Genomic DNA, 19,919 nt, shown 5'->3' with positions numbered 1-19,919 from the left:
CACTTCGGCGACGGAGCCTTACGACCAGGGCGTAACGAGGTATTTCTCACCGGTTTTCATCGCGCGATAATCGGTCACGGCCTCTTTGGTCAGCATCTCTTCAAGATTGACGCGCGTCTTGTAATGGCTGGCAAAGGTGGTGGTGAGGTTGTCGCGCACGCGTTTGCGCATACGGCTGACGGTGTCCTGCCCAGCCGATTGCAGGAAGGGGAACAGCAGCCAGCCCGACAGGGTCCAGCCAAAGCCGTAGCTCGGCGACAGGGTCGTGGGGCCCGTGTCCAGACGCCCGTAGATGAACATGCGCTTGGGCTGGGTCGAGCCATAGCGCGAATATTCTGTCATCCGGCTGACTGCGACCTGCTCCATGGCTTTGAAGGCCGTGTCCACCGTCTGGCCGCCGCCAACCGGATCAAAGCCATAAAACGCGCCGGTGTCATCGATGGCAGCGCACAGCTGGGGCATGAAGTCGCTGTCCGAGGAATTGACGACATGGGTGGCGCCCAGCTCTTTGAGAAGGTCGACCTGGCTGTCCTTGCGGACGATATTGACCAGACCGATGCCATCTTCCTTGCAGATGCGGGTCAGCATCTGGCCGAGGTTGGAGGCCCCGACCGTGTGCAGGATCGCGTCCTGCCCATCCATCTTGGCATTCTCGACGAACCCCAGCGCGGTCATCGGGTTGACGAAAGCGCTTGCGCCTTCCTCGGCAGAATGATCGCCCAGCGGCAGGCACATGGCCGCATCGGCGAGGCAATACTGGCTGTAAGCATTGCCCGGCACACAGGAAACGCGCTGTCCGACCAAGGCTTTGGCCGTGTCGCTGTCGCCAGCCGCGACCACCGTTCCGGCGCCCTCGTTCCCGGCTGGCAGCTTGAGCCCGTGGCGCGCTTTGGAGCCCGCGTTGGCTGTCTCGGGCATTTTTGCGACGAATTTGCCGGGCGAATAGCTGGCATTTTCCATATCGGCCGCCCCGACCAGAATGGCGAGGTCCGACGGGTTGATCGGCGCCGCTTCCATTTTCACCAGCACCTGATTGCCGGTCGGATCTGGCAGGGACACGGTTTCGATCGCGACGGTCAACGTTCCGTCCGCGTCCAATGTCGTGAACAATTGCTTGCCGGTGGTCGCCATTTTGCAGTCTCCAAAAGTCGGTGTCGCGAGGAGGGTTGGTGATCGGCGCGCCGGGCTGAGCCGGGGCGCGCTGTCGGCCCTCCTCTGTATGGTGCATGCAGATAGCACTGCCACTGCCCGAAGCGAGCGGAAAACGCCGTCAATCCTGCCCGCCGGACGCGACGGCACTCATTTGTCGACAAACAACCCCTTCGGCGCACCGGCGCTCGCCCCCGCATCATCGAAGGCCGGCTGGCAGCGCAAAGCGCCTGATGAGGCGCAGCAAGCCTGCGCCCGCCTTGCGCCTTAACATCGGCCTATTGCGGCGCCGGGATCGTCATGCCCACCTGTTGCGCAACCTTCAGGACAGCGGCCAGATCGGGCTTGGACGGCTCTGGCAGGGTGGTCTGAGTGTCCGGAAGCGCCGTGCCGATACCGGTGAAGAATGCCTTGTGCATCTGCCCCGGAGCATTGAGGATCAAAAGCCGCGCCGGTCCATCGCCGATGGCCTGAAACGCGTGCATGGCCCCGTCGGGAATGGCAACAAAGTCGCCCGGCCCCGCGAGCCGATCCTCGCCGGCGATGTTGAAGGCGACCTGACCTTCTAGAATGAAGAACCCCTCGGTTTCACCTGCGTGATGGTTCGGTGGCGCTCCGGCACCGACAGGGACAAGACATTCGACAAGGCAGTATTTGCCGTCGACCTCCTCGGGAAAGGCGTGAAACTTCAACAGGATGTTCAGAACGTCATAGGTGCGTGGAAGCGTTGTCATGCCGATACTCCGTATTTGACCCTGTTCAACTAAAATGATACATGAGTCTCAAAATAAGACAAGAGTCCTATATAACGCAGGGCACGGAAGGCCGTATGACCAATTCCCCGGACCGATCCTCACAGCGCGCGCGCACGCGTCAGGCCATTCTGGATGGTGCGCGGGAGCTGCTGCTGGAAGGCAAGCCCGTCACGGTCGCCGCCGCCGCCGCAAAAAATGGCGTGTCCAAGGCGACCAGCTATCGCTATTTTTCCACCCCCGATGTGCTGGTGGCAGAGGCGGTGCTCGACATTGCGGTGAAGCCCTACGAGGACGTCGTCGGCGATCAGCCTGACCTGCGCGGCAAGCTCAAGGCGATCTGCCTGTACTTTCTGGATCTTGCGCTCGAGAATGAAACCGGCTTCCGGCAATTCCTCGCCGCGACACTGCGCGATTGGCAGGCGCAGAACCACGCGACCGCCCGGGGGGCGCGCCGCATCAGCATGTTTCGCCGCGCCTTGTCGGAGCATGACACCGGGCTGTCCGATGATCAGACAGAGATGCTTGTCCGCGGCCTGTCCGCCGCCACGGGAATGGAGGCGATGATTGCCCTCGTCGACGTTGCTCGCGCAACGCCCGATCAGGCGCGGGAGGCCGTTGGCTTCATGGTCGATGCGATGCTCGACCGGCTGCTTTGAGGCCCCGTCGCTGCTGTATGGCGGGACGGCGGTTTGGACCCGAGGAGGAGGTATCGGAGGGGGCCGGCTTGAGGCGTGCGCAGCTGGCGGCCTGCATCGACGGTTCGGGGATCGCGGGCGATTGGCCGTTGGTGCTCACAGCGGCAGGCTGATCGACGCCCGATCCCCGCAAAGCTCGCGCCGGTGAGCGTGGCCTCTTCGCGCCGGTTGTGATGAAACCGTCACATGGGCGATGTCACCTGCCGGTTCTAGTGCTCGTGCGGATCGTCGAGCGCGCCGTGCACGGCGAACAGATCCAGTTCGGCGGCCTGCGGTTCGATCACCCGGAACGCCTCGCGCACGCCCGATGGCGTCAGCTCGCGCGCCACGGTCAGCAGGGTGTTGGGCGCGTGCCCGGCACAAAGCTCGGCCATCTGCGCCAGTTCCTCGGCGGCGACCGGTCGGGCGGCATCGACCGAGGGCGCGCCGTAATAGGTGACGAAATGCTGCGCCAGCAGATCGGTCAGTGTGTCAAACTCGGCGGGCTCGACCTGCGTCACCGCGACAAAGGTCACCCGGCCAAAGGTCTCCAGCCCGAGCCAGCCATTGGAAAAGGCCTGCCGCGCTTTGCCGGTCAGATCGGCCTCGGTCCAGTCGGAAAACTCGAACCCGCCGGACAGGCACCATTCGCCGGTGCGCGCCGGGCTGGCAAACACCCGCATGTCGCTTTCGTCGAAATGGATGGCGCGGGCGAGGTGCAGGCTCATGAGGCGGTCTCCAGCAGGGTGGTGAGGGGGATCAGGCGGGTGTCGCCGTCGGCATCGCGCAGCAGCATCCCGAAATCTTCATCGACGCCGACAAAAGTGCCGCTGGCCGCGCCTTGGGTGATGTCTTCGCCGAGCGATTGCGCAAGGCCGCGCCAATCGGCATGCAGCGCGCGCGGGCCGTCCTGTTCCCAGCTGTTGAGATGGTGCAGCGTGTGGCGCGCCCAGGCCTCGACCAGCTGCGGCGGCATCACGTCGGGGCAGCCTTCGCCGTACAGCGTCGTCTGATCGGGCGTGTCGCCGGGGCGGTCGGTTTCAGGCCAGAGCGGCAGGGCGACGCCGATGACCAGCCAGTCGGGCACCACCTCGGGGTCTGTCCCCGAGGCCATGGCGCGAAACCCGCCGCAGCGCGCGCCGTTCAGATACAGCGTGCCATCCCAGCCCAGATGCACCGCCACCTCGGGTGGGGCCAGCGCGCCAAGCGCGTTCTGAAAGCCGACCCCGCAGAGCGGCAGCATCGCCATGGCGCGGCGCAACGGCACCTCGGGGGCAAAGACCAGCGCCGCCTCCATCCGGTTGGGGGCAAAGGCATGGGCGATCATGCCCGCATCGCAGCCCATGGTCGCCTTCATGCAGGCATGGGAAAAGGCATCCGCGCTCACCTCTTCGCCATACATCAGCGGCGGAAAGCTCAGCGTGCTCATGCGACCCCCCGCGCCACCAGATCGCGCGCGATGGTGTGAAACGCCTGCGCCTGCGGGCTGTCGGGCTGGCTGATGGCGATGGGTGCGCCGCCGTCAGAGGCCAGCCGGATCTGCAGATCCAGCGGCACCTCGGCCAGCAGCGGCACGCCCAGCTTGGCCGCTTCGGCAGCGACGCCGCCATGGCCAAAGACATGTTCCTCGTGGCCGCAAGCGGAACAGACATGGGTGCTCATGTTCTCGATCATGCCGACGATGGGCACGTGCAATTGCTGGAACATGTCGATGCCCTTGCGCGCGTCGATCAGCGCCACGTCCTGCGGGGTCGACACGATCACCGCGCCGTCGACCTGCGCCTTTTGCGCCAGCGTCATCTGCACATCGCCAGTGCCGGGCGGCAGATCGACGATCAGTACGTCAAGCGCCCCCCATTGCACCTGCGAGAGCATCTGTTGCAGCGCGCCCATCAGCATCGGGCCGCGCCAGACCACCGCCTGATCGTCATTGGTCATCAGGCCGATCGACATCATCGTCACGCCGTGGTTGCGCATCGGCAGGATGGTCTTGCCATCGGGGCTCGCGGGCCGCCCCGACACGCCCAGCATCCGCGGCTGGCTTGGCCCGTAGACATCCGCATCGAGCAGCCCGACGCGCCGCCCCATCATCGCCAGCGCCACGGCAAGATTGGCCGAGACGGTGGATTTGCCGACGCCGCCCTTGCCGCTGGCAATGGCAAGGATGCGGTCGATTCCGGGCACCTTTTGCGGGCCCTTGGGGGCGGCGGCGCGCTGGGGCTTGAGATCGGGCGGCGGCGCCTTTTCGGTGTGGCCGGTCATCACGATCGACACAGAGGCAACGCCGGGCAGGGCGCGCAGCACCTCTTCGGCGCGTGTCTTGGCGGTGTCATAGGCGGCGGCGTGCCGGGGCGCGATTTCAAGCACGAAGCGCACCGCGCCGCCCGAAACATTCAGCGCCCGCATCGCGCCGCTGGCAACGATGTCGCCGCCTGCCACCGGGTCGTCGATGGTTTTCAGCGCGGCAAGGATGGCGTCGCGGGTGGGGGCGTCGGTCATGGGGTCTCCTGAGGTCAGTGGTCGCGGCGCTTGGACAGGTAGTCGTCGGTGGTGCGCGGGCGCGGGCGTTCGCGCCCGGCGAGCGGGTTGCCGGCGCTGTGATACTGCGCATTGACGCGGCAGTCATCGCACATCTGGATCATCCGCAGCTTGTCTCCGTCGAACATGGCGTGGTCGCGCAGCTTGTCGGTGATGCGATCGATGGTGGATTTCACCCCGAACAGCGTGCCGCATTCGACGCAGGCAAACGGCTCTTCCTCGTTCAGCACCTCTTGCGACAGGGCGCTGGGGTCGAGGTTCATGCGGGGGTCGAGGGTGATGGCGTCCTCGGGGCAGATGGTGGCGCACAGGCCGCATTGCAGGCAGGCGTCTTCCTGAAAGCGCAGCTGCGGCAGATCGGGATTGTCGAGCAGCGCGCCCGACGGGCACAGCGAGACGCAAGACAGGCACAGGGTGCAGGCGTCGGTATCCACCAGCACCGCGCCATAGGGCGCGCCCGTGGGCAGCGGCAGTGTGCCGCCTTCGGGGTTCAGGGCGCGGGCGGCTTGCCGCGCAACCTGACGGCGGCTGCCCATCGGGCGCACCGGGGCATGGCTCGGGGCCGGGGGCTCTGCGGCGTAGAGCGCATCGCTCAGCGCGTCGGGGTCCGGGGTGTCGAGGATGTCGATGCCGCCGGTCATGGCGCTGGCCAGCGCGGTTTGCGCCGCGAGCGCGTCGCGGTCGGCCCCCGGCCCCGGCAGCAGCGTCACCGCGGCGAACCCGGCGGCCCGCGCGGCCAGCGCCTCGGCATGACCAAAGGCACCGATGACCGGCAGCTCCATCGGGATCACATCGGCGGGCAGGCCGCGCCCGTGGCGCGCTGCCAGCCGGATCATCTCGGCGCCGTGGGCATCATGCACCAGCAGGCGGGGGGCCACGCCGCCCGCCTCCAGATAGGCGCTGGCCAGCGTCTGCACCCGGCGCAGCGTCAGATCGACGGGCGGCGCATCGTAGCTGACCGCGCCTGACGGGCAGGCCGAGGAACACGCGCCGCAGCCGGCGCAGATCAGCGGATCGATGGTGACGTGATCGCCGTCCGGGGTGATCGCGCCGGTGGGGCACAGATCAAGACAACGGGTGCAGCCGGTCTGCCCGGCGCGCGAATGGGCGCAAAGCAGCGGATCGGCGCGGATATACAGCGGCTTTTCGAAGGTGCCGACAAGATGCGAGGCCGCCAGCACCGCCGCGCTCACCGCTGCCGGGCGACCGGGATCGGCGCGCAGGTAGCCTTCGCGCTTTTCATGCGCCGGGAACAGCGGCGGCGCGCGGCGCAGATCGACAATGACATCGCATTGGCTGCGCGCCCCATCTTTTGGGGCGGTCAGGGTCGGGGTGCGCCCGCCCGGCTCGACGGTTTGCAGCGCGTCTATGGCAATGTCGAAGGCGCCAAGCGCCCCGGTGGCGCGGCGCAGCGTGCCGGTGATCACGTCGTAACCGGGGGCGTCGGGGATCTCGGCGCCGCTGTCCAGCAGCACCGTCACCGCAAGGAAATCGCTCAGCTGATCTGCGGCGGGCAGCGCATCCTCGGGCGCGCCCAGCACAAGGCAGGCCCCGTGCGAGGTGACATCCATCATCCGCCCCATCGGCGCGGGCAGCAGGGCCTCGGCGGCGAGGGCGGACATTTTGGCCAGTTTCGGCGCGGGATCGGCGGACCATCCGGCCCGATCGCGCAGGTCAAGAAGGGCAGGAAAGGCGAGGCCAAGATCTTCGGCCAGATCTTCGAACCGGCGGCTTTCCTGGGTGCAGCAGAGCACCACGTCCTCGCCCGACTCGCCGCTCAGCGCCTTGGCGGCGCGGTCGATCTGGCTGGTGCAGAGCGCCGAACAGGGGGGGCGCACATCCAGCCCGGTGGCCTGCGCAAGCGCTGCGGCGTCGATGCTCTGGCTGCCCAGACAATCGCATGTAATCAACGTCTTGGCCATGTCTTTTCCCCTTGGCTGAGGCCTGTTTCTGGCCCCGTTCGGCTGTGGTCTGTGCGCAGGCTAGGCTGATTGTCCAAGCTTGGGCAACCGGCTTCGCAGGATCGCGCAACAGCACCGGAAGGCCCCGAATCAGGGTGATTCGCAAGTCGCTTTTGCGTGGGCGGTATGCCATCGTATTCAGACAAAAATACTCAAGATGGACAAAATGTCCCTCAGGCGCGCGCGGGGTGCGCAAGTCTGCCCAGATCGTCCGTCCGTCAAGGAAATTTCACAGCTGAGCGCTAATTGCCCTTTCGCGGTGTCGTCAAAGCCTTCAATTTGGGCACTGAGCAAGGAGATGCCGTGACCGATCCAGATCGCCCCTACCGGAACATGCCCATCGGCGTCGTGGTCAAACGACAGCCGGGCGTTACCCGTTGGGCCAAGCACAGCTGGAAGGCCACCGCGATCCTGCCCGGCGCAGCGGAGGCCGATTGGCGCGAGCTGCGCCGCGACGGCGAGGTGGTGGAATTTCACGCCGGCACCGTGACGCTGGAACTGTTCGGCGCCGAAACCGAAGCCTATGTGCATGGGCTTGGCGCGCAGGTGCCCTGCGTCTACGTGGTGATGCGCGCGATGCCCGACCCGGATAAACCGTTCGAGCTGCTGCTGATCACCGCCTCGCCCTATGAGGCGCAGGATTACTGTGACACTGGCGAAGAGCTGGTGGAAAAGGTGGCGATGACTCCGGGGCTCGAGGCTTGGGTGCGCGATTTCGTCGAGCGCTTCCACGAGGATGAGGAATTCATCAAGCGCCGCCGTCACCGCGACCGGATCGACAAGGTCGAGGATGGCATCGGCGATCCGCGGATCGGTGGGCTGGGCGATGTCTACGCCTCGCCAAGCTTGCAGAAACGGCGGCTGTCATGAGCGGCTTCTGGACAAACCGGCGCGCGGCGGTTGCCGCCGAAGAGCAGGCCGAGGCACAGGCGCAGGCCGCCCGCGCGCAGGCTGAAACCGAGGCGGCGCTGGCAGAGCGCAGCGATGAAGAGCTGCTGGCCGAGCTGGGCCTGCCCGAGCCCGAAACGCTGGTGGGCGGCGAAGAGCTGCGGCGCTTTCTGGCGGCGCAACTGCCGCAGCGGCTCAAGCGGCGGGCGCTTCGGGCGCTGTGGCGCAGCAACCCGGTGCTGGCCTGCCTTGATGGGCTGAACGATTACGAGGACGATTTCACCGACGCCGCCGTGGTGAAGGACGGGATCGCGACGCTTTATCAGGTCGGTCGCGGCTTTGCCGAGCGGGTGGTCGAGGTGGCCGAAAAGCTGCCCGAGCCAGAGCCAGAGATCGAAGATGATCCGACCCCGCCCGAACCGCCGATCCAGACCGCCGCGCTGCCCGAGTTTGAACCCGTCGAAGACGACGCCCTCGCCCCGCCCCGGCTGCGCCGGATGACATTTCAGTTCGACACAGAGGGCACCGCATGACCGAACCGGCCCAGACCCCCCGCATCGCCGAAGAAGACCGCCTGCGCGCGGATCTCTACAATTTCCTTGGCCTGCTGCTGAGCGGCCCGCCCGATCGCATGTTGCTTGACCAGACCGCAACGCTGAGCGGCGATGCCAGCGATCTGGGGCAGGGCATTGCGACGCTGGCCAAGCTGGCGCGCCTGACCCGCCCCGCCACGGTGCAAAGCGAATTCAACCGCCTGTTCATCGGGCTGGGGCGCGGCGAGCTGCTGCCCTATGCCAGCTATTACCTGACCGGGTTCCTGAACGAAAAGCCGCTGGCGGCGCTGCGTCAGGATATGGCGGCGCGGGGGCTGGCGCGGGCCGACAACGTGTTCGAACCCGAAGACAACATCGCCTCGCTGATGGAGATGATGGGCGCGATGATCGTGGGCCGCTTTGGCGCCCCCGCCAGCCTCGATCAGCAAAGGACGTTTTTCAACAAGCATATCGCGCCTTGGGCCGGGCATTTCTTTGCCGATCTCGAGGCCGCCAAGGGCTCGGTGTTCTACGTGCCCGTGGGCACCGTGGGCCGCTGCTTCATGCAGATCGAGGCCGAAGCATTTCGAATGAGCGCAGCGTGAGCCGCGCGCATACCCGGCGCATGCGCGCCATTGCCGCAAGGAACCAACAGGGGAGGACTTGCACATGACCGGAAAGACCGAAGGCAACAGCCGCCGCGATTTCCTCAAGCTCGCGGGCACCGTTGCGCCCGCTGCCGCCGTCGCCGTGGCCACTGCGGGATCGCAGGCGAACGCCGCTCCGGCCGAACCCGACCTGTCATCTGACAAGATGCAGGACACGGCGCATACCCGCGCCTATTACGCCTCCGCGCGTTTCTGAAGACCGAAGGCCCGGCCTCGCCGGACCTCGATACCACGGCACGCTGCGACTGGTTGCGAAACGCCCGACTGCACGCGCCACCCAATAGCCACCTAAGGTGCAGGGCCCAGTTCCTGCCACCAGGGAGTGAGAACCATGTTGAGGAAAAAGACCAACGGGGTTGCGAGACGCCCCCAGCGGACCGGACTCCTGTCTGACGTGGCCAATGCCTCGGTCGATCGCCGCGCGTTTCTGCGTGGCTCGGGGCTGGCCATCGGCGGCCTTGCCGCCATCGCCGCGACGGGCGGCACGGTGCAGCAGGCAAACGCCGCCACCGCCACCGCCACCGGCGCTATCGAGATCAAGAAATCCGTCTGCACCCATTGTTCGGTGGGCTGCACGGTCATCGCCGAGGTACAGGGCGGTGTCTGGATCGGGCAAGAGCCCGGCTGGGACAGCCCGTTCAATCTTGGCGCCCATTGCGCCAAGGGTGCATCGGTGCGCGAACATGCCCATGGCGAGCGTCGCCTGAAATACCCGATGAAGAAGGTCGGGGGCGAATGGCAGCGCATCAGCTGGGATCAGGCCATCAACGAGATCGGCGACCAGATGCTGTCGATCCGCGAGGAAAGCGGCCCGGATTCGGTCTATTGGCTGGGCTCTGCCAAGCACAGCAACGAACAGGCCTATCTGTTCCGCAAGTTCGCCGCCTACTGGGGCACCAACAACGTCGACCACCAGGCGCGGATCTGCCATTCGACCACGGTTGCGGGCGTTGCGAACACATGGGGCTACGGCGCCATGACCAACAGCTACAACGACATCCACAAGAGCCGGTCGATCTTTATCATCGGGGGCAACCCCGCCGAGGCGCACCCGGTGTCGCTTCAGCACCTGCTGAAGGCCAAGGAACAGAACAACGCGCCGCTGATCGTCTGCGATCCGCGCTTTACCCGCACCGCCGCCCATGCCGACGAATATGTGCGGATGCGGCCCGGCAGCGACGTGGCGCTGGTCTGGGGGATCCTGTGGCACATCTTTGAAAACGGTTGGGAAGATCGAGAATTCATCCGCACCCGCGTCTGGGGCATGGATCAGATCCGCACCGAGGTCGCCCGCTGGACCCCCGACGAGGTCGAGCGCGTCACCGGCGTGCCGGAATCGCAAGTTGAGCGCGTCGCCCGTACGCTGGCCAACAACCGCCCCGGCACACTGATCTGGTGCATGGGTGGCACGCAGCACACCAACGGCAACAATAACACCCGCGCCTATTGCATCCTTCAGCTGGCGCTGGGGAACATGGGCACCGCGGGCGGCGGCACCAACATCTTCCGCGGCCATGACAACGTGCAGGGCGCGACCGATCTTGGCGTTCTGGCCGACACGCTGCCGGGCTATTACGGCCTGACCGCCGGCGCATGGGCGCATTGGGCGCGGGTCTGGGACGAAGACCTCGACTGGCTCAAGAGCCGCTTTGCCACGCTGAAAGGCAAGGATGGCAAGGACAAGGACATGATGGGCCTGTCGGGCATCACCGTGTCGCGCTGGATCGACGGTGTTCTGGAAGCGAAAGAGAACATCGAGCAGCCCGACAACACCCGCGCCATGGTGTTCTGGGGCCACGCGCCGAACTCGCAGACCCGTCTCAAGGAAATGAAGACGGCGATGGAAAAGCTCGACCTGCTGGTCGTGGTCGATCCGCACCCCACCGTTTCGGCCGTGATGAACGATCGCACCGATGGTGTGTACCTGCTGCCGGCCTCGACGCAGTTCGAAACGCGCGGCTCTGTCACCGCGTCCAACCGGTCGTTGCAATGGCGCGAGCAGGTGGTCGAGCCGCTGTTTGAATCGCTGCCCGACCACATCATCATGACGAAGTTCGCCAAGAAGTTCGGCTTTGCCGACCGGATGCTGCGCAACATCGAGATGGAGGACGACGAGACTCCGAGCATCGAAAGCATCACCCGCGAATTCAACCGCGGCATGTGGACCATCGGCTATACGGCGCAAAGCCCCGAGCGGATGAAGATGCACATGCAGAACCAGCACACCTTCGACAAGACCACGCTGCGCGCCAATGGTGGCCCGGCGGATGGCGATTTCTACGGCATGCCCTGGCCCGCATGGGGCACGCCGGAAATGAACCATCCCGGCTCGGCCAACCTCTATGATCTGTCGCTGCCGGTGGCCGAGGGTGGCCTGCCGTTCCGCGCCCGCTTTGGCGTGGAGCGCGACGGCGAAAACCTGCTGGCCGAAGGCACCTACACGGTGGGCTCGGAAATTCAGGATGGGTATCCCGAATTCACCATGCAGATGCTGATCGACCTTGGCTGGGACAAGGATCTTACCGCCTATGAGCGCGGCATGATCGAATATGTCGCAGGCTATCTCGAGGCGCGCCCAGAGACCGACACCGAGCTTGGCGAGCAATCGCAGACCGGGCCCTACCCGTCGGACTGGGCCGACAAGATCGGCGGCGTCAACTGGAAGACCGACCTTTCGGGCGGCATCCAGCGCGTTGCGATCCTGCATGGCTGCGCGCCTTACGGCAACGCCAAGGCCCGCTGCGTGGTCTGGACCTTCCCCGATCCGGTGCCAGTGCACCGCGAGCCGCTGTATACCAGCCGGCGCGATCTGGTCGAAGACTATCCCACCTATGACGACCGCTCGTTCTGGCGGGTGCCGACGCTGTATGCGTCGATCCAGAAGAACGATTTCTCGAAGGACTATCCGATCATCCTCACCTCTGGCCGACTGGTCGAATACGAGGGCGGCGGCGATGAAACCCGGTCCAACCCGTGGTTGGCCGAGCTTCAGCAGAACATGTTCATCGAGATCAACCCGCGCGATGCCAACAATCTTGGGGTGCGCGACGGGGCCAATGTCTGGGTCGAAGGCCCCGAGGGCGGCAGGATTCAGGTCATGGCCATGGTCACCGAACGGGTGGGCGAGGGCGTTGCCTTCATGCCCTTCCACTTCGGCGGTCACATGGAAGGCCGGGACCTGCGCGACAACTACCCCGAAGGCGCCGACCCCATCGTGTTGGGGGAATCCACCAACACGGCACAGACCTATGGCTATGACTCGGTGACCATGATGCAGGAAACCAAGGCCACCCTGTGCAAGATCATGCCGGCGTAAGGAGAGACACACATGGCACGCGCTAAATTTCTCTGCGACGCGGAACGCTGCATCGAATGCAACGCCTGCGTCACCGCCTGCAAGAACGAACACGAGGTTCCGTGGGGCATCAACCGCCGCCGGGTCGTGACCATCGAAGACGGCAAGCCGGGCGAACGGTCGATTTCCGTCGCCTGCATGCATTGCTCTGATGCGCCCTGCATGGCGGTCTGCCCGGTGGATTGCTTCTATCAGACCGACGAAGGTGTGGTGCTGCATTCCAAGGATCTGTGCATCGGCTGCGGCTACTGCTTTTATGCCTGCCCGTTTGGCGCGCCGCAGTACCCGCAAGCGGGCAACTTCGGCAGCCGCGGCAAGATGGACAAATGCACCTTCTGCGCCGGTGGCCCCGAGGAAAACGGCTCTGAGGCCGAGTTCCGCAAATATGGCCGCAACCGGATCTCCGAGGGCAAGCTGCCGATCTGCGCCGAGATGTGTTCGACTAAGGCCCTGCTCGCTGGCGACGGCGACATGGTGTCGGCGATCTACCGCGAACGCGTCGTGGCGCGCGGCTTTGGCTCGGGCGCCTGGGGCTGGGGCACCGCCTATGAAAAGAAGGCTCCGTAAGCCTTTGCCGGGGGGCGCGCGTCGCCCCCCTTTCAGCCGCGCAGCAGGGCGCTATCTGCTGCAACCGGGCAGCGGCGAAGACCCTCGCCGCTGCCGCGTATTTTCACAGTGTCCGGGTTTGCGATGCAGACCCCGCGCCGTTCCGAACGACATGCCAGGGAGCTTCCCATGCTGCGCCATCTGATGGCACTACTCACCCTAACGCTGCTGGCGTTGCCGATGGCGGCCCCGGCGCAGACCGACCCCACGTCGGACGAGCCCATCGCCGGCACCAGCGTCGACGATTCCCCCGCCACAAGCACCGGGCGCCAGACGTTGGAAGACATCCTCGCGCGCCAGCGCGGCGAAGAGCCCGCCAACCCGGTGCGCAGCCAAGATCTTGGCGGCGACGCGCTGAGCGCGCCGGGCATGGGCCCGCTGGGGGGGGCTTCGGATTCCGATATCTGGCGTCAGATCCGCTTTAACGATGGCGACATCCGCAACTCCACGATCAACCCCAATGGCGATGTGCTGATCCAGACCGGCGGCATCTGGTGGGAAAACCTGCGCAAGGGGCCGCTGCGGACCTATGGCGGCTGGCTGCTGCTGGGCACGATTGCGGTGCTGGCGGTTTTCTACCTGATCCGCGGGCGCATCCGCATCGATGGCGGCAAGGCCGGCACCGTGGTGCTGCGGTTCAAGTTCATCGAACGCATGGCGCATTGGGTGCTGGCAGGCTCGTTCATTCTGCTGGGCTTTACCGGGCTGTTCACGCTGTTCGGGCGCAAATACCTGATCCCTGCCTTTGGTCATGAGTTCAACTCGGTGCTGCTCACCGGCTCGAAGTTCATCCACAACAACGTCAGCTGGGCCTTCATGATTGCCCTTACGATGGTGTTCGTGATGTGGGTCTGGCACAATATTCCCGACAAGACCGACATCACATGGTTCAAGCAGGCCGGTGGCATCATCGGCAACAACCACCCGCCCGCCAAGAAATTCAACGCCGGGCAAAAGATCATCTTCTGGTCGGTGATCGTGCTGGGCGCTTCGGTTTCGGTCTCCGGGATCTCGCTGCTGTTCCCGTTCGAACTGCCGCTGTTTTCGCACACGTTCGAGGTGCTGAACGGTTGGGGCGTTCCGGGCTGGTTCGGCTTTGATGCGCTGCCGGTGAACCTTGCCCCGCAAGAGGAAATGCAATTTGCGCAGCTCTGGCACGCCATCGTGGCCTTCCTGATGATGGCGGTGATCCTTGGCCACATCTACATCGGCACGCTGGGCATGGAAGGCGCCTATGATGCCATGGGCTCTGGCCTTGTGGATGAGAACTGGGCGCACCAGCACCACTCGCTGTGGCTTGACGAGATCAAGGAAGAAAAGCCGGGCAAGATCCGGACCGATCCCGCCGAGTAACCGCTACGCCCAAGAAAGGCCCCGCGCGGGCCTTTCGCCATGCCTCACAACGACTATGTCCCCTCAAGGAGGGTGTTTTTCATGAAAGCCATGCTCAGCGGGTTTGTCGCCATCGTCATCATCGGCGTCGGCGCTTATTTCACGCTTGAATCGCTCGGGTTCTCCTCGCAAGAGGTGTATTCCAGCCCGAACGTAAGGGTCGACTGACACGAAGGCGGCCATGAGCGACAAGGACGAATACGGCGGGAAACTTGGTGGCGCGTCGATCCTCGTGATCGACGACGAGCCGGGGATGCGCAATTTCCTGACCAAGATCCTTGGCCCGCGGGTCAAGCGGGTGGAACAGGCCGGATCGCCCGCCGAAGCCTCGCGGATGCTCGATACCGGGCATTTCGATCTGGTGATCATCGACAACATCATGCCGGGGCGCACCGGGCTGCAATGGCTCGAAGAGCAGCGCCGTCTGGGACTGTTCTCCGAGACCATCCTGATCACCGCCTATGCCGATCTGGATACGGCGATTGCCGCGCTGCGGGTCGGGGTCGGGGATTTCGTGCTGAAGCCGTTTCGCGCCAACCAGATCCTTGGCGCGGTGGCGCGCACGCTTGATCGCCGGGTGCTGCGGCGCGACAACGCGCTGTTGCGGCGCGAATTGCACGCCGGTGGCAGCGGCGCGGGCAAGCTGCTGGGCAAGTCCGATCCGATGCTGGCGGTGCGCGCCATGCTGGAAAAGCTTGCCCCGCTGCCGACCCCGGTGTTGTTCACCGGCGAAAGCGGCACCGGCAAGGAGCTGGCGGCGCGCCATTTGCACCAGCTCTCGGCGCGGCGCGAGCGGCCCTTCGTGGCGGTGAACTGCGCCGCCATCGCGCCCGATCGCATCGTGCCCGAACTGTTCGGCACCGTCGAAGGGCGCGAGCGGCCCAGCCCCGGCCTGCTGCTGCTGGCCGATGGCGGCACGCTGTTTCTTGACGAGGTGGCGCAGATGCCCGAACCGCTTCAGGCGGCGCTGCTGCGGGTGCTCGAAGACCAGCGCCTGCGCCCCGAGGGCGGCGAGCGGGAAATCCCGCTGGATCTGCGCTTTGTCTTTGCCACCAACGCCGACCTTCCGGCGCTGGTGGCGGCGGGCAAATTCCGGGCCGACCTGTGGCACCGCATCAACATCATGCGCATCGAGATGCCCCCCCTGCGCGAACGCTCCGAAGACATCACCGACCTTGCGGCGCTGTTCCTGTCGCAGTTTCAGGCCACGCTGGGGATGACGGGGCTGGCGCTGGATGACGGCACGCTGATGAAGCTGCGCCGCTATGACTGGCCCGGCAATGTGCGCGAGCTGCGCAATATGCTGGAACGCTCGGTCATTCTTGGCGAATTCCCCGAGGAATTTGCCGGGCAGGGCAGCGTCACCGGTGCGGCGGCGATCGAAAGCCTCGATCTGGTGATGCAGCGGCATATGCTGCACATCCTGTCGCAATGCGGCGGCAACCGGGCCGAGGCGGCGCGCCGGCTTGGCGTGTCGCGCAAGACCGTCGATCGCAAGCTGGCGCTCTGGTCCCACGACTGACCGCGGCGCCAGCTTTGTTCAACTGTCGCGGCGCAGTTGGCACCAGACGGCATCGTGATCCGACAGCGGCGTGCCATCGGCGGCAACCGACGCGATCACCTTGCGATCCAGCGGCGCAAAGCCGCGCCCGGCGAACCAGTCGAGCTTCATCACCCGGCCCGGATGGGGGGTGATGAGGCTGGGGCGGGTCGTCATGCCATCGGCGGTGAAGTCCCACGAATAGCCGCGCTGGCGGGCGAGGTCGAACAGCGGCTCGCCGCGCCAGTCGAAATCCGGCGGAACGTGGTTGCCGGTGTTCAGATCGCCGCCGATCAGCACCGGGATACCGGGGGCGAAACCGTCGATGCCATCAAGCAGGATCTGCATCTGCCCGGCCCGGTGTGCGCCATCGGCGTTGCTTTCCAAATGGGTCGAGACGACACAGACCGGCCCCTCCTGTGTGGCGAGGACAGCGGCCAGCGCCATGCGCCCGCCCAGCCGGGGCTGTTCGGGATCGGCGCCGACTTCGGCAGAATACCAGTGGCCATGATCGTCCAGCCGGATCAGCGTGACACGTTCGAAGGGCACCTTGGACAGGATGGCGTTGCCGTGCCAGCCGCAGGCGTTGAAATCATCCTCGCAGAAAGCCCGTTCCGTCGGGCCGCCAAGGTCAAGCTCGTGAAATTCGACGCCAAAGGCATAGGTCATGTCCAGCGCCTCGGCCATGGCGGCGGTGGTATGGCGCTGTTTGCTGCGGGCCATGCCGTGATCGACCTCGGAGAGCAGCACCACATCGGGGGCAAGCGGGCGCAGATGCTCGGCGCTGGCCTCGGGGAACAGGCAGCGCTCGACGTTCCATGCAACCACCGAAAGCGTCGCGGGCAGGGGGCCGGGATGGGCGCTGCCACCGGTCTGCACCATACGCATCGCGGGCACCTGTGCCATCAGCTCGCGATGGGCCTCGGCGCTGCGCGGGGCGGACAAAAGCTGCGCGCGCTCGGCGTCGCTCACCAGCGGCAGGGCATCGACGACAGCGATCATAGCCGCGCCCCCGTGGCGGTATCGAACAGCGCCATCGCCGCCGGCGGCAGTTCGATGGGCTGCGGGCCGTGGCTGACCTGCGTTTCCTTGGCGACGTGAACGGTAAACGGCTGCCCCGCAACCTGCCCATGCAGCAGGCGGTGGGCGCCCAGCTCTTCGATCAGGGCGATATCGAAGCGTGCCGCGCCCGAACCAATGCGCACGTCCTCGGGGCGGATGCCCAGCGTGACCGGGCCGGATCGCCCGGCGGGCGCGGCCATCACGGCGGTGCCGCAATCGAGCCGCACCGTGCCCTCATCCAGCTGCGCCTTTACAAGGTTCATCGGCGGCGCGCCCATGAAGCTGGCGACAAAGGTCGAGTTCGGCGAATGATAGATCTCGGACGGGGTGCCGATCTGTTCGATGACGCCGCCGTTGAGCACCACGATGCGGTCGGCCATGGTCATCGCCTCGACCTGATCATGGGTGACATAGATCGACGTCACCCCAAGGCGGCGTTGCAGGGCCTTGATCTCGATGCGCATCTGGTTGCGCAGCTTGGCATCAAGGTTGCTCAGCGGTTCGTCGAACAGGAACAACGCCGGGTCGCGCACGATGGCGCGGCCCATGGCGACGCGCTGGCGCTGCCCGCCCGACAGCTGCGAGGGCTTGCGATCAAGATAGGCGCCAAGGTTCAGCATCGCCGCCGCCTCATCGACCTTGCGGGCGATCTCGGCGGGCGGGGTCTTGCGGTTCTTCAGCCCGTAGCCGATGTTTTTGCGCACCGTCATATGCGGGTAAAGCGCGTAGTTCTGGAACACCATCGCGATGTCGCGGTTGGCGGGATCGACGGTGTTGACCAGCCGATCCCCGATGGAAAGCTCTCCTTCGGTGATGTCTTCCAGCCCGGCGATCATCCGCAGCAGGGTGGACTTGCCGCAGCCCGACGGGCCGACAAGAACAAGGAATTCGCCATCCTCGATGCGGAACGAGCAGGGTTTGACTGCCTCGAACCCGTTGCCATAGACCTTGCGGATCTGGTTCAGCGTTACATTTGCCATTTTCGGTTTCCTTTGCCGCAGGGCTTACTTGTCGGACTCGGTGAGGCCCTTGACGAACCAGCGCTGGAAGAACAGCACCACCAGCACCGGCGGCAGCACCGCCAGCAGCGCCAGCACGTTCGAGCGGCCGTATTCGGGAATGTGGTTGCCCTCGAGGCTCTGGGTGATCTGCTTGATGCCCTGCACCAGCGTCACCTTGTCTTCCTGGGTCGAAACCATGAGCGGCCACAGATACTGGTTCCAGCCATAGACGAACATGATGATGAACATCGCCGCGATCATGGTGCGCGACAGCGGCACGAGGATGTCGATGAAGAACCGGACCGGGCCAGCGCCGTCGATCCTTGCGGCTTCGACCAGCTCTTCGGGGACAGACATGAAATACTGCCGGAAGAAGAAGGTCGCCGTGGCCGAGGCGATCAGCGGCACGATCAGGCCGGTCCAGCTGTTGAGCAGGCCCAGCTTCTGGGTGATCTCGTAGCTGGGCACGATGCGCACCTCGAGCGGCAGCAGCAGCGTTGTGAAGATCAGCCAGAACGCCAGCGTCGCAAAGCGCAGGCGGAAATACACGATGCCATAGGCCGCGAGCATCGCTACGACGATCTTGCCGATGGCAAAGCCAAGCCCAAGGATCAACGAGTTGCGAAACATCGTAAGGCCGGTGGTTTCGCCGGAAAAGCTCATGGACTGGAACAGCGCCTTGCGGAGGTTGTCCCAGAATTCACCGCCGATCTGCAACGACGGGCCGTGCTGCATCACCTGCGCATCGGGGATCGTGCTCATCTGAAGCATCATCAGCAGCGGCACGATCATCAGCGCCGCGCCAGCGATCAGGATGGCGTGGTCCAGCACGGACGCCCAGCGAATGGGGCTGCGTGTGGTCCGGGCGGGGGCGGTCTGGGTCAGGTCGGCCATGGGAACCTCAGGTGTAATGGATGCGCCGCTCGACGAGGCGGAATTGCATGATCGTCAGCGCCAGCACCAGCACCATGAGCACCACCGATTGCGCCGAGCTGCCGCCGATGTCCTGCCCGCGGAACCCGTCAAGATAGACCTGATAGACCAGCGTCACCGGGTTATCGCCGGGGTTGTTGCGCAGGATGGTGTCGATCAGCCCGAAGGTGTCGAACAGCGAATAGGTGATGTTGATGATCAGCAGGAAGAACCCGGTCGGCGCCAGCAGCGGAAAGGTGACGGTCCAGAACCGGCTGAACCCGGAGGCATTGTCGATCAGCGCCGCCTCGCGCACCGCGCGCGGGATGGATTGCAGACCCGACAGGAAGAAGATGAAGTTCACCGGGATCTGTTTCCAGACCGAGGCAACGACCATGACAAAGCCTGTGTCAAAGTAATCCAGCCGCACCTGCAAGTCCCAGCCGAACATCGCGAAGAAGTCGGTCATCGGCCCCCAGCGCTGGTTGAACAGGATCAGCGCAATGAACCCGGCCATTGGCGGTGCCACCGCATAGACCCACATCAGCAGCGTGCGATAGGTCTTGGCGCCGCGCAGCACCGTGTCGGCCTTGACCGCCAGCAGCAGCGCGATGGCCAGCGACAGACCCGTCACCGACAGCGAAAAGATCGCGGTGAAGCCGGCGTTTTTCAGGTATTCGCTGCTGGTCCACAGCCGGGTGTAATTGGCCCAGCCGACAAAGGTTTCGCCAAAGCCGAACGGGTCCTGCAGAAAGAACGACGAGCGCAGCGCCTGCCATGCGGGCCAGTAAAAGAACAGGCAGATGATCGAAAGCTGCGGCAACAGCAGCAAGATCGGCAGCCAGCGATTGTCGAAAGCGGCGCGTTTCACGGTTGGGCATTCCT

At 65.2% G+C, this 19,919-nt stretch carries 20 protein-coding genes; 10 read left to right on the top strand and 10 right to left on the bottom strand.

What is annotated here, in order from left to right:
- Positions 1 to 18 precede the first annotated feature (18 nt).
- Together KO516_RS11375 and KO516_RS11370 are read right to left on the bottom strand one after the other, a co-directional pair.
- Positions 19 to 1,131, bottom strand: coding sequence for a zinc-binding dehydrogenase (locus KO516_RS11375; protein WP_216003905.1), 1,113 nt, complete (start codon positions 1,129 to 1,131; stop codon positions 19 to 21).
- Between the two features lie 296 nt (positions 1,132 to 1,427).
- Positions 1,428 to 1,883 (bottom strand): cupin domain-containing protein, encoded by a 456-nt coding sequence (locus KO516_RS11370; RefSeq protein WP_216003904.1) that lies wholly within the window; start codon positions 1,881 to 1,883, stop codon positions 1,428 to 1,430.
- Between the two features lie 95 nt (positions 1,884 to 1,978).
- Here KO516_RS11370 and KO516_RS11365 point away from each other — a divergent pair, with 95 nt between their 5' ends.
- Positions 1,979 to 2,560, top strand: a complete 582-nt coding sequence (locus tag KO516_RS11365; protein WP_216003903.1) for a TetR/AcrR family transcriptional regulator — start codon at positions 1,979 to 1,981, stop codon at positions 2,558 to 2,560.
- 248 nt (positions 2,561 to 2,808) lie between these two features.
- Here KO516_RS11365 and KO516_RS11360 read toward each other — a convergent pair whose 3' ends face one another.
- Genes KO516_RS11360 through KO516_RS11345 form a run of 4 tightly spaced genes read right to left on the bottom strand, consistent with a single transcriptional unit; the run spans position 2,809 to position 7,038 of the window.
- On the bottom strand, positions 2,809 to 3,300 hold the full coding sequence (locus KO516_RS11360; protein WP_216003964.1) for a DUF6505 family protein: 492 nt from the start codon (positions 3,298 to 3,300) through the stop codon (positions 2,809 to 2,811).
- A gap of 2 nt (positions 3,301 to 3,302) precedes the next feature.
- The gene (locus KO516_RS11355; RefSeq protein ID WP_216003902.1) at positions 3,303 to 4,007 is read right to left on the bottom strand and encodes a biotin/lipoate--protein ligase family protein; all 705 of its coding nucleotides are present in this window, start codon (positions 4,005 to 4,007) and stop codon (positions 3,303 to 3,305) included.
- Positions 4,004 to 5,077, bottom strand: a complete 1,074-nt coding sequence (locus KO516_RS11350) for an Mrp/NBP35 family ATP-binding protein (RefSeq protein WP_216003901.1) — start codon at positions 5,075 to 5,077, stop codon at positions 4,004 to 4,006. The genes KO516_RS11355 and KO516_RS11350 overlap by 4 nt, the downstream gene beginning before the upstream one ends.
- A 14-nt stretch (positions 5,078 to 5,091) precedes the next feature.
- Positions 5,092 to 7,038 carry a 4Fe-4S binding protein gene (locus tag KO516_RS11345; protein WP_216003900.1) on the bottom strand — a complete coding sequence of 649 codons (1,947 nt, stop codon included), beginning with the start codon at positions 7,036 to 7,038 and terminating at the stop codon, positions 5,092 to 5,094.
- Between the two features lie 372 nt (positions 7,039 to 7,410).
- On the opposite strand from KO516_RS11345, the gene KO516_RS11340 reads away from it, so the two are divergent.
- From KO516_RS11340 to KO516_RS11305, 9 genes are all read left to right on the top strand, one after another.
- Complete coding sequence (locus tag KO516_RS11340; RefSeq protein ID WP_216003963.1) at positions 7,411 to 7,947, top strand: DUF3305 domain-containing protein; 537 nt, start codon at positions 7,411 to 7,413, stop codon at positions 7,945 to 7,947.
- Entirely contained in the window at positions 7,944 to 8,498 is a 555-nt protein-coding gene (locus tag KO516_RS11335; RefSeq protein WP_216003899.1) for a DUF3306 domain-containing protein, read from the top strand. The genes KO516_RS11340 and KO516_RS11335 overlap by 4 nt, the downstream gene beginning before the upstream one ends.
- Positions 8,495 to 9,103, top strand: coding sequence for a molecular chaperone (locus KO516_RS11330; RefSeq protein WP_216003898.1), 609 nt, complete (start codon positions 8,495 to 8,497; stop codon positions 9,101 to 9,103). Before KO516_RS11335 ends, KO516_RS11330 begins: the two co-directional genes overlap by 4 nt.
- Before the next feature lie 64 nt (positions 9,104 to 9,167).
- Positions 9,168 to 9,362 carry a twin-arginine translocation signal domain-containing protein gene (locus KO516_RS11325; protein WP_216003897.1) on the top strand — a complete coding sequence of 65 codons (195 nt, stop codon included), beginning with the start codon at positions 9,168 to 9,170 and terminating at the stop codon, positions 9,360 to 9,362.
- 135 nt (positions 9,363 to 9,497) lie between these two features.
- Positions 9,498 to 12,482 carry a formate dehydrogenase subunit alpha gene (locus KO516_RS11320; protein ID WP_216003896.1) on the top strand — a complete coding sequence of 995 codons (2,985 nt, stop codon included), beginning with the start codon at positions 9,498 to 9,500 and terminating at the stop codon, positions 12,480 to 12,482.
- 12 nt (positions 12,483 to 12,494) lie between these two features.
- A complete protein-coding gene (gene fdh3B / locus KO516_RS11315; RefSeq protein ID WP_216003895.1) occupies positions 12,495 to 13,088 on the top strand; it encodes a formate dehydrogenase FDH3 subunit beta in 594 nt (197 codons plus the stop codon).
- Positions 13,089 to 13,256: 168 nt separating this feature from the next.
- Positions 13,257 to 14,480, top strand: a complete 1,224-nt coding sequence (locus KO516_RS11310; RefSeq protein ID WP_216003894.1) for a formate dehydrogenase subunit gamma — start codon at positions 13,257 to 13,259, stop codon at positions 14,478 to 14,480.
- An 81-nt stretch (positions 14,481 to 14,561) separates the two neighbouring features.
- Positions 14,562 to 14,687, top strand: coding sequence for a hypothetical protein (locus tag KO516_RS24565; RefSeq protein ID WP_256444170.1), 126 nt, complete (start codon positions 14,562 to 14,564; stop codon positions 14,685 to 14,687).
- Between the two features lie 13 nt (positions 14,688 to 14,700).
- Positions 14,701 to 16,041, top strand: coding sequence for a sigma-54 dependent transcriptional regulator (locus tag KO516_RS11305; protein ID WP_216003893.1), 1,341 nt, complete (start codon positions 14,701 to 14,703; stop codon positions 16,039 to 16,041).
- A gap of 18 nt (positions 16,042 to 16,059) precedes the next feature.
- Here the strand turns inward: KO516_RS11305 and KO516_RS11300 are convergent, their stop codons facing one another.
- Genes KO516_RS11300 through KO516_RS11285 form a run of 4 tightly spaced genes read right to left on the bottom strand, consistent with a single transcriptional unit; the run spans position 16,060 to position 19,905 of the window.
- Positions 16,060 to 17,061, bottom strand: coding sequence for an endonuclease/exonuclease/phosphatase family protein (locus KO516_RS11300; protein ID WP_216003892.1), 1,002 nt, complete (start codon positions 17,059 to 17,061; stop codon positions 16,060 to 16,062).
- Positions 17,058 to 18,101, bottom strand: coding sequence for an ABC transporter ATP-binding protein (locus tag KO516_RS11295; protein WP_216003891.1), 1,044 nt, complete (start codon positions 18,099 to 18,101; stop codon positions 17,058 to 17,060). The genes KO516_RS11300 and KO516_RS11295 overlap by 4 nt, the downstream gene beginning before the upstream one ends.
- Positions 18,102 to 18,125: 24 nt before the next feature.
- The gene (locus KO516_RS11290) at positions 18,126 to 19,016 is read right to left on the bottom strand and encodes an ABC transporter permease subunit (RefSeq protein WP_216003890.1); all 891 of its coding nucleotides are present in this window, start codon (positions 19,014 to 19,016) and stop codon (positions 18,126 to 18,128) included.
- Between the two features lie 7 nt (positions 19,017 to 19,023).
- Positions 19,024 to 19,905 carry an ABC transporter permease subunit gene (locus KO516_RS11285; protein ID WP_216003889.1) on the bottom strand — a complete coding sequence of 294 codons (882 nt, stop codon included), beginning with the start codon at positions 19,903 to 19,905 and terminating at the stop codon, positions 19,024 to 19,026.
- Positions 19,906 to 19,919: the final 14 nt, after the last annotated feature.

The organism is Citreicella sp. C3M06, from assembly GCF_018860705.1.
Classification (GTDB): Bacteria; Pseudomonadota; Alphaproteobacteria; order Rhodobacterales; family Rhodobacteraceae; genus Salipiger.
The sequence above is the reverse complement of the archived record's forward strand: the minus strand, read 5'-3'. Positions and strand labels throughout refer to the sequence as shown.

Bases quoted from the DNA above. Each gene is read 5' to 3' on its own strand.
- KO516_RS11375 (WP_216003905.1), bottom strand. From the start codon at position 1,131: ATGGCGACCACCGGCAAGCAATTGTTCACGACATTGGACGCGGACGGA.
- KO516_RS11370 (WP_216003904.1), bottom strand. From the start codon at position 1,883: ATGACAACGCTTCCACGCACCTATGACGTTCTGAACATCCTGTTGAAG.
- KO516_RS11365 (WP_216003903.1), top strand. From the start codon at position 1,979: ATGACCAATTCCCCGGACCGATCCTCACAGCGCGCGCGCACGCGTCAG.
- KO516_RS11355 (WP_216003902.1), bottom strand. From the start codon at position 4,007: ATGAGCACGCTGAGCTTTCCGCCGCTGATGTATGGCGAAGAGGTGAGC.
- KO516_RS11350 (WP_216003901.1), bottom strand. From the start codon at position 5,077: ATGACCGACGCCCCCACCCGCGACGCCATCCTTGCCGCGCTGAAAACC.
- KO516_RS11345 (WP_216003900.1), bottom strand. From the start codon at position 7,038: ATGGCCAAGACGTTGATTACATGCGATTGTCTGGGCAGCCAGAGCATC.
- KO516_RS11340 (WP_216003963.1), top strand. From the start codon at position 7,411: ATGCCCATCGGCGTCGTGGTCAAACGACAGCCGGGCGTTACCCGTTGG.
- KO516_RS11335 (WP_216003899.1), top strand. From the start codon at position 7,944: ATGAGCGGCTTCTGGACAAACCGGCGCGCGGCGGTTGCCGCCGAAGAG.
- KO516_RS11330 (WP_216003898.1), top strand. From the start codon at position 8,495: ATGACCGAACCGGCCCAGACCCCCCGCATCGCCGAAGAAGACCGCCTG.
- KO516_RS11325 (WP_216003897.1), top strand. From the start codon at position 9,168: ATGACCGGAAAGACCGAAGGCAACAGCCGCCGCGATTTCCTCAAGCTC.
- KO516_RS11320 (WP_216003896.1), top strand. From the start codon at position 9,498: ATGTTGAGGAAAAAGACCAACGGGGTTGCGAGACGCCCCCAGCGGACC.
- fdh3B (WP_216003895.1), top strand. From the start codon at position 12,495: ATGGCACGCGCTAAATTTCTCTGCGACGCGGAACGCTGCATCGAATGC.
- KO516_RS11310 (WP_216003894.1), top strand. From the start codon at position 13,257: ATGCTGCGCCATCTGATGGCACTACTCACCCTAACGCTGCTGGCGTTG.
- KO516_RS24565 (WP_256444170.1), top strand. From the start codon at position 14,562: ATGAAAGCCATGCTCAGCGGGTTTGTCGCCATCGTCATCATCGGCGTC.
- KO516_RS11305 (WP_216003893.1), top strand. From the start codon at position 14,701: ATGAGCGACAAGGACGAATACGGCGGGAAACTTGGTGGCGCGTCGATC.
- KO516_RS11300 (WP_216003892.1), bottom strand. From the start codon at position 17,061: ATGATCGCTGTCGTCGATGCCCTGCCGCTGGTGAGCGACGCCGAGCGC.
- KO516_RS11295 (WP_216003891.1), bottom strand. From the start codon at position 18,101: ATGGCAAATGTAACGCTGAACCAGATCCGCAAGGTCTATGGCAACGGG.
- KO516_RS11290 (WP_216003890.1), bottom strand. From the start codon at position 19,016: ATGGCCGACCTGACCCAGACCGCCCCCGCCCGGACCACACGCAGCCCC.